Raw genomic sequence first — 7,662 nt, forward strand, 5'->3', positions numbered from 1 at the left:
GCGACGGCATGACGGCCAGCGGCCGTCACCACCGATAAATGCCCACACCCCGTTTGGGGCTTTTCTTGAAGCCAGGCCTCCGCTCGTGGCGCACGCTGGAAACTCCGTCCTGCCGGAGCACCTCCATGCGCACTCCTTTCTGGGCTCTTCCGCTGGCCGCCGGCCTGCTCCCCGCCGCGTACGCCACCCCCTACACTGCCGAGCCAGGCTGCAGCCTGCCCGCGCACATCGACGGCCGCCGTTTCACCAATCTCAGCGACCCCACCTGGCGACCGGACAATCCCAACGCCGGGCGCATGGTCCGCGTGGATTTCTCAGGCAACCGCTACCTGCTCAGCGTGCTCGGCACGCGCCTGCGCTTCCAGGGCGGCTATGCCTATCGGCGCCTGGCCGACAACATCGCGGTCATCGACATGCATGAAGCCTTCGAAGCCGGCGACAGCCACTACCAGTTGCTGCTGAGCTGCCGCACCGACCTGCAGGGCCGCTTCGTGTTCACCCAGTTCGATGGCCCCATTGAACCCCGACGCCGCCAGAACGGTGGCACCTGGACCCTGCAGCCGCGCTGATCCGACACCGGCGGGGCGGAAACCCGGCGCCGGGTTTCCGTCATCGCCTGCCCCGCAGCGCGGCTGAACCACTCAGCGATTCCGGCACGGCACTTGCAGGAGCACCGGGGCAAGCCTCCCTGTTCCCGCTCCATGGAATCGCGCCACATGACCCACTCCGTCACCTCGATCCTTTCGCAGATCCGCAGCTTCCAGACCCAGGCCTCGCAGCCTCTGGCCAGCCCGCTGGGGGAGATGCCACGCACCAATGCGATCCCGACCGGAGCCCCGGGCACCATCGGCGCCCCCGCGCCTGCCAGTTTCAGCGACACCCTGCGTGGCGCCCTTTCCGGCGTGAACGAGGCACAGGCCAAGTCGGGCGCCCTCGCCCGCGATTTCGAACTCGGCGTGCCAGGCGCCGACCTGGCCAAGGTCATGGTCGCTTCGCAGCAGTCCCAGATCGCCTTCCGCGCCACCGTGGAAGTCCGCAACCGTCTCGTCCAGGCTTACCAGGACGTGATGAACATGCCGCTGTAAGGATCACCTGCGATGGCTTTGACCCTTTCCAAGGAAGCACTGAACGGCGAAAAGGCCGGGCAGTGGTTTGATCGCCTGCAGAGCCTGCAGATCGCCCGCCGCCTGGGCCTGATGGCGATGATCGCCGTAGCCGTGGCCGCCGGCCTGGCGGTGTTCTTCTGGTCGCAGAAGCCCGGCATGGTGCCGCTGTACACCGGCCTGGACCAGAAGGCGACGGCCGAGGCGACCGACCTGCTGCGTGCCGCGCAGATTCCGTTCGAACTGGATGCCGCCACCGGTGGCATCACCGTGCCGGAAAAGAACCTGCACGATGCGCGCCTGAAGCTGGCCAGCTCCGGCCTGACCGACAACGGCCGGCTCGGCTTCGAACTGATGGAGCGCGACCCGGGCTTCGGTGTCAGCCAGTTCGTGGAAAGCGCGCGCTACCAGCACTCGCTGGAAACCGAGCTGTCGCGCACCATCAACACGCTGCGCCCGGTGCGCGATTCCCGCGTCCACCTGGCCATTCCCAAGCCCAGCGCGTTCACCCGCCAGCGCGACGTGGCCAGTGCCTCGGTAGTGCTGGAACTGCGCGGCGGCCAGCAGCTGGAACGCGGCCAGGTCGACGCCATCGTGCACATGGTTGCCGCCAGCATCCCGGACCTGACCCCCGAGCGGGTCACCGTGGTCGACCAGAGCGGGCGCATGCTCAGCGTGTCCGATCCGAACAGCGAAGCGGCGCTCAATGCCGCCCAGTTCGAACAGGTGCGCCGCCAGGAAACCTCGTTCAACCAGCGCATCCGCGAACTGCTGGAGCCGATGACCGGCCCCGGCCGGGTCAAGCCGGAAGTGACCGTGGCGATGGACTTCTCCACCACCGAAGAAGCGCGCGAGCTGTACAACGGCGAACCGGCCAAGGTGCGCAGCGAACAGACCAGCGAGAACTCCACCAGCACCGCCGGCCCGCAGGGCGTGCCGGGCGCGGCCAGCAATGCCCCGCCCGGCCAGCCGGCGCCGGCGGCCACCGCGGCCGCGCCGACCGAGACCTCGCGCAACGCCACGCGCAACTACGAACTGGACCGCACACTGCAGCACACCCGGCAGCCGGGTGGCCGCATCGAACGCGTTTCGGTAGCGGTATTGCTGGACAACGTGCCGCGCCCCGGCGCCAACGGCAAGATGACCGAACAGGCGCTGTCGGCGGCCGAACTGACCCGCATCGAAGGACTGGTCAAGCAGGCGGTCGGCTTCAACGCCGAGCGCGGCGACACCGTGTCGGTGATGAACGCCCCGTTCGTGCGCGAAGTGACCCCGGTGGAAGGCCCGAACTGGTGGGAACTGCCGTGGGTGCAGGATGGCCTGCGCCTGCTGCTGGGCGCCATCGTGGTGCTGGCGCTGCTGTTCGGCGTGCTGCGTCCCGCACTGCGTGCGATCAGTGGCAACGGCCCGAAGCCGGCCCAGCTCGGCCAGGATCCGCTGACCGCCGATGTGCAGCTGGTGGACGATGACATGGACCTGCCGGCCCTGGAGCGCGACCGCGCCAGCCTGGGCGGCGTACCGCTGGCGCTACCGGTGGACTCTTACGAAGAACGACTGCGGATGGCACGTGAATCAGTGAAGACCGACTCCAAGCGGGTGGCCCAGGTGGTCAAGGGCTGGGTGGCCCATGAGTGAGGCCCAGCTCAACGGCGTGCAGCGCGCCGCCATCCTGCTGCTGTCGCTCGGCGAACAGGAGGCAGCCGACGTGCTGCGCCACATGGAACCCAAGGAGGTGCAGAAGATCGGCATCGCCATGGCGACCATGAGCAACGTCACCCGCGAGCAGGTCGAAGGGGTGATGGACAGCTTCAACAACGAATTGATGTCCAAGACCTCGCTGGGCGTGGGATCGGACGACTACATCCGCAACATGCTGGTGCAGGCGCTGGGCAGCGAGAAGGCCAACAGCCTGATCGACCGCATCCTGCTCGGCCGCAATACCACCGGACTGGACGCGCTGAAGTGGATGGATCCGCGCGCGGTGGCCGACCTGGTGCGCAACGAACACCCGCAGATCATCGCCATCGTGATGGCCCACCTGGAAACCGACCAGGCCGCCGACGCGCTGAAGCTGCTGCCCGAGCGCACCCGCGTGGACGTGCTGCTGCGCATCGCCACGCTCGACGGCATCCCGCCGAACGCGTTGAACGAGCTGAACGAAATCATGGAACGCCAGTTCGCCGGCAACCAGAACCTGAAGTCGTCCAACATCGGCGGCGTGCAGGTGGCGGCCAACATCCTCAACTTCATGGACAGCGGGCAGGACCAGGTGATCCTGGGCGAGATCGCCCGCGTGGATGCGTCGCTGAGCGGCCGCATCCAGGAAATGATGTTCGTGTTCGATGACCTGGTGGACCTGGACGACCGCGAAATGCAGCTGGTGCTGCGCGAAGTCAGTGGCGAGCGGCTGGGCCTGGCCCTGCGCGGCGCCGACATCCGGGTGCGCGACAAGATCACCCGCAACATGTCCCAGCGCGCCGCGGAAATCCTGCTGGAAGACATGGAGGCTCGCGGTCCGGTGCGCCTGTCCGACGTGGAAGGGGCACAGCGCGAGATCCTGGCCATCGTCAAGCGCATGGCCGATGAAGGCACGGTCACCTTGGGCGGCAGCGCGGAGGCGATGCTGTGAACAACACCCCGATCCGCTGGAACGCCCCCGACCTGCTGGCCGCCACGCAGCTGCTGCTCGACGAGCAGGCCCTGCACGACGAGCCGGAGATCGAACCCGAACCGGTCCTGCAGCCGCCCACGCTGGAAGAGATCCAGGCCATCCAGGACGCCGCCGAGAAAGAAGGCTTCGCCCACGGCCATGCCGAAGGCCATGCCCAGGGACAGGCCGAAGTGCGCCGCGTGGTCGCGCAGATCGAAGGCATCCTGGACAACTTCAGCCGACCGCTGGTGCGGCTGGAAAACGAGGCCGTCGCCGCGCTGGGCGAACTGGCCGTGCGCATCGCCGGCACCCTGGTCGGCCGCGCGTACCAGACCGATCCGGAACTGCTGGCGCAGCTGGTCGCCGAAGGCGTGGATGCGGTCGGCACCAGCAGCCGTGATGTCGAAGTGCGCCTGCACCCGGATGACATCGCCGCATTGTCGCCCCTGCTCACCCTGTCACCGCAGCAGCGGCTGGTCCCCGACGCAGCGCTGAGTCGCGGCGACCTGCGCGTGCATGCCGAAAGCGTGCGCATCGACGGCACCCTGGAAGCCCGCCTGCGCGGCGCGCTGGACAAGGTGATGCGCCAGGTCGGGAGCGCGACATGAGCACCTTTGACCTGCCGCTGCCGCCGGAATGGACCGGCGCCCGCAACCTGCGCCTGGGCGCCCGCCTGGATGCCCTGAATTTCGACACCCTGCACGGGCGCGGGCTGATCCGCGAAGGCGTGCTGCGCCGCGCCGTCGGCCTGACCCTGGAAGCAGTCGGCTGCGAGGCCCCGCTCGGCGCCAGCTGCAAGGTGGAAGTGGACGGCGGCTGGGTGGATTCGGAGGTGGTCGGCTTCGCCGGCGAACGCACCTACCTGATGCCCAGCGCCGAACTGCATGGCCTGCTGCCCAACGCCCGCGTGGTGCCCTCGCTGCGGCGCGGCGGCGGCGTGGACGTGGGTGAAGGCCTGCTTGGCCGGGTCATCGACAGCGATGGCGTGCCGCTGGATGGCAAGGGTCCGATCCGTGCCGAAGGCTCGGTCGGGATGGCCGGCGTGTCGATGAATCCGCTTTCGCGCGAACCGATCACCCAGCCGCTGGACGTCGGCGTGCGCGCGATCAACGCGCTGCTGCCGATCGGACGCGGCCAGCGCGTCGGCCTGTTCGCCGGTTCCGGCGTCGGCAAGTCCACCCTGCTCGGCATGATGACCCGCTTCACCTCCGCCGACGTGATCGTGGTCGGGCTGATCGGCGAACGTGGCCGCGAAGTGCGCGACTTCGTCGAATCCACGCTGGGCGAAGAAGGCCTGCGCCGCGCGGTGGTGGTGGCCGCCCCGGCCGACCGCCCGCCGCTGGCGCGCCTGCACGGTGCTTACCGGGCAACGGCGATTGCCGAGTGGTACCGCGACCAGGGCCTGAACGTGCTGCTGCTGATGGATTCGCTGACCCGTTTCGCCCAGGCCCAGCGTGAAATCGGCTTGTCGGTCGGCGAACCTCCCACCACCCGCGGCTACCCGCCATCGGTGTTTGCCAAGCTGCCTGCGCTGGTGGAGCGCGCCGGCAACGGCGCCAAGGGCCGCGGCTCGATCACCGCGTTCTACACCGTGCTGACCGAGGGCGATGATCCGCAGGACCCCATTGCCGATGCGGCGCGCGCCATCCTCGACGGCCACATCCTGCTGTCGCGCCGGGTCGCCGACAGCGGCCTGTACCCGGCCATCGACGTGGAAGCGTCAGTCAGCCGCGTGGTCACCGAGATCGCCGACGAGCCGTGGCGCCTGCGCATCCGCAAGCTGAAGCGGCTGGTATCGGCGTACTCCTCCAACCGCGACCTGATCGCCATCGGTGCTTACCAGCGAGGCAACGACGCGGCCACCGACGAAGCACTGGAACGCTGGCCGGAGATCGTCGAATTCCTCGGCCAGGACGTGGCCAAGGCTGCCGACCTTCCCCACAGCCAGGCCGCATTGAAGCGCCTGGTGGAACCGGAGAATCCCGCATGATGCAATCCAAGCGCATCGACCCGCTGCTCAAGCGCGCGCAGGAAAAGGAAGACACCGTCGCCCGCGACCTGGCCGAGCGCCAGCGCACCCTAGACACCCATCTGTCGCGGCTGGACGAACTGCGCCGCTATGCCGAGGAGTACGCCAACGCACAGATGGCCGCCACCAGCCCGGCGCAGCTGCTGAACCGGCGCGCCTTCCTGGACCGGCTGGACAGCGCGGTCAGCCAGCAGAGCCAGACCGTGGACAGCAACCGCGAAAAGGTGGAAGCCGAGCGCGCGCGCCTGCTGCTGGCCAGCCGTGACAAGCAGGTGCTCGAGCAGCTGGCCGCAAGCTATCGCGCGCAGGAACAGCAGGTGGTGGAAAAGCGCACCCAGCGCGAGATGGATGACCTCGGCGCCCGCCGCGTACGTCTGCTGCAGGCCGGCGACGGCGAATCCGGCGGCCAGTCATGATGGCATCTCCCCTCGCGAGCGGTGTGGCCACCAGCGCCGGTAACGGCACCTCCGCACGCACGGCGCCGGCTGGCAGCGAAGCGCCCGGCAACGGGTTCGACCGCCTGCTGGAGGGTGGCGGGAGCAGCAAGCCCTCCGCCCCGCCAGCCGCGCAGGCCACCGATCCAGCCCCGCCGCAGAAGGATGCGCAGGCACCCGGCGAGCACGCCGACGCGGCCTCCGCCGACCCTGCCGCCGAGGCCACCCCGGCCAAGCCGGCTGCACCTGCCGACAAGGCCGATGCCGAACCCTCCGACGAGGTGGCCGCCGCGTGGCCGCCGCCGGGACTGGCCGGCCTGCTCCTGTCCGCCGCACCGGTGACACCGGAAGCCGCGCCTGCCTCGGCCACCCCAGCGACGAACGGCGCCCCGGCATCGGCGCCCGCCTCGGCATTGCCTGCACTGGCGAATGCCGGCGCCGCCGCCGCCGCCCCGGGCGGCATCGCACTGGTGCCGGACGGCCCTGCAGCGGACGCATTGCCGGCCGACGTCGAGGCAGCGCTGGCCGCGCTGAGCGCCGAACCGGGCGAAGCCAACGATGAAGCCGCCCCCGCCCCGCTGCTGCACGCCCCCGGTGCGCTGCAGGCCGTCCGTTCGGCCGCTGACATCAGCCTGGCGCGGGCGGTCGATCCGACCCCCACCCCGATACTCGGGCAGGAAGGTTTCGATGAAGCCATCAGCGCCCGCGTCGGCTGGCTGGCCGAACAGAAGATCGGCCACGCCCACATCCGCATCAGTCCCGACCACATGGGCACGATCGACGTGCGCCTGCAGATGGACGGCGACAAGGTCCACGCCAGCTTCAGCAGCCCGCATGTCGAGGTGCGCCACGCGCTGGAAAGCACCCTGCCACGGCTGCGTGAACTGCTCGGCGAGCAGGGCTTCCAGCTCGCCCATGCCGATGTCGGCCAGCAACAGCAGGGTGACGCCGGCCAGTCCCCGCGTGGCGGCAGCTTCCCCGCCAGCGGCGATGGCGACCCCGGCGCGGCCGAGGTGACGCTCTCCAGTGCCCAGCTGATCCGCCAGCGGGGGCTGCTGGACGTACACGCGTGACGGTTTGCCGCCGCCAATAAACCGTCAGGTGGTCGCGAACGGCTGAGCCCCTCGTGGTGGGTCGCGACGAGCCTCTTCTGGTTTGGGCCGGGCGGGAGGGGCTTGGCGGGGGACGCCGTGAATCCGTCCTTGGAGGCTCGGCGCCGCATCCATGCGGCTTTAACGCCCCCGCCAACCCCCTCCCCCCCGCCCCGCTGACACGCCCCCTGCGCCCGCCCCGGAAAAGAAAAAAAGAAGCGCACAAGCAGTCGCGCCTGCCTCATTCTATTTTTTCAACGTGGCGGGACGCGCGCGCGGACTGTCAGGGCCGGGCGGTGGGGCTGGGCGGGGGCGTTGAGCGCCATGGATGGCGCGAAACGAGGCCCGCATGGAC

8 protein-coding genes are annotated in these 7,662 nt (G+C 69.4%); all 8 read left to right on the plus strand.

Annotated elements, in window-relative coordinates; translation table 11 throughout:
- The first annotated feature begins 125 nt into the window (after positions 1-125).
- Complete coding sequence (locus tag ABE522_RS15160) at positions 126-569, plus strand: hypothetical protein (protein ID WP_346592403.1); 444 nt, start codon at positions 126-128, stop codon at positions 567-569.
- Between the two features lie 147 nt (positions 570-716).
- Entirely contained in the window at positions 717-1,085 is a 369-nt protein-coding gene (gene fliE / locus ABE522_RS15165; RefSeq protein ID WP_182657657.1) for a flagellar hook-basal body complex protein FliE, read from the plus strand.
- 12 nt (positions 1,086-1,097) lie between these two features.
- The gene (gene fliF, locus ABE522_RS15170) at positions 1,098-2,738 is read left to right on the plus strand and encodes a flagellar basal-body MS-ring/collar protein FliF (RefSeq protein ID WP_346592404.1); all 1,641 of its coding nucleotides are present in this window, start codon (positions 1,098-1,100) and stop codon (positions 2,736-2,738) included.
- Positions 2,731-3,732: a flagellar motor switch protein FliG gene (gene fliG / locus ABE522_RS15175; RefSeq protein ID WP_042615421.1), complete on the plus strand. Its 1,002-nt coding sequence runs from the start codon at positions 2,731-2,733 to the stop codon at positions 3,730-3,732. The genes fliF and fliG overlap by 8 nt, the downstream gene beginning before the upstream one ends.
- Entirely contained in the window at positions 3,729-4,361 is a 633-nt protein-coding gene (locus ABE522_RS15180; RefSeq protein ID WP_406846372.1) for a FliH/SctL family protein, read from the plus strand. Before fliG ends, ABE522_RS15180 begins: the two co-directional genes overlap by 4 nt.
- Positions 4,358-5,743 carry a FliI/YscN family ATPase gene (locus ABE522_RS15185; RefSeq protein WP_346592405.1) on the plus strand — a complete coding sequence of 462 codons (1,386 nt, stop codon included), beginning with the start codon at positions 4,358-4,360 and terminating at the stop codon, positions 5,741-5,743. Before ABE522_RS15180 ends, ABE522_RS15185 begins: the two co-directional genes overlap by 4 nt.
- Complete coding sequence (gene fliJ / locus ABE522_RS15190; RefSeq protein WP_101099025.1) at positions 5,740-6,198, plus strand: flagellar export protein FliJ; 459 nt, start codon at positions 5,740-5,742, stop codon at positions 6,196-6,198. Before ABE522_RS15185 ends, fliJ begins: the two co-directional genes overlap by 4 nt.
- Entirely contained in the window at positions 6,198-7,289 is a 1,092-nt protein-coding gene (locus tag ABE522_RS15195; protein ID WP_346592406.1) for a flagellar hook-length control protein FliK, read from the plus strand. The genes fliJ and ABE522_RS15195 overlap by 1 nt, the downstream gene beginning before the upstream one ends.
- Positions 7,290-7,662: the final 373 nt, after the last annotated feature.

The sequence above is a fragment of the Stenotrophomonas lacuserhaii genome (assembly GCF_039674585.1).
Classification (GTDB): domain Bacteria; phylum Pseudomonadota; class Gammaproteobacteria; order Xanthomonadales; family Xanthomonadaceae; genus Stenotrophomonas; species Stenotrophomonas pennii_A.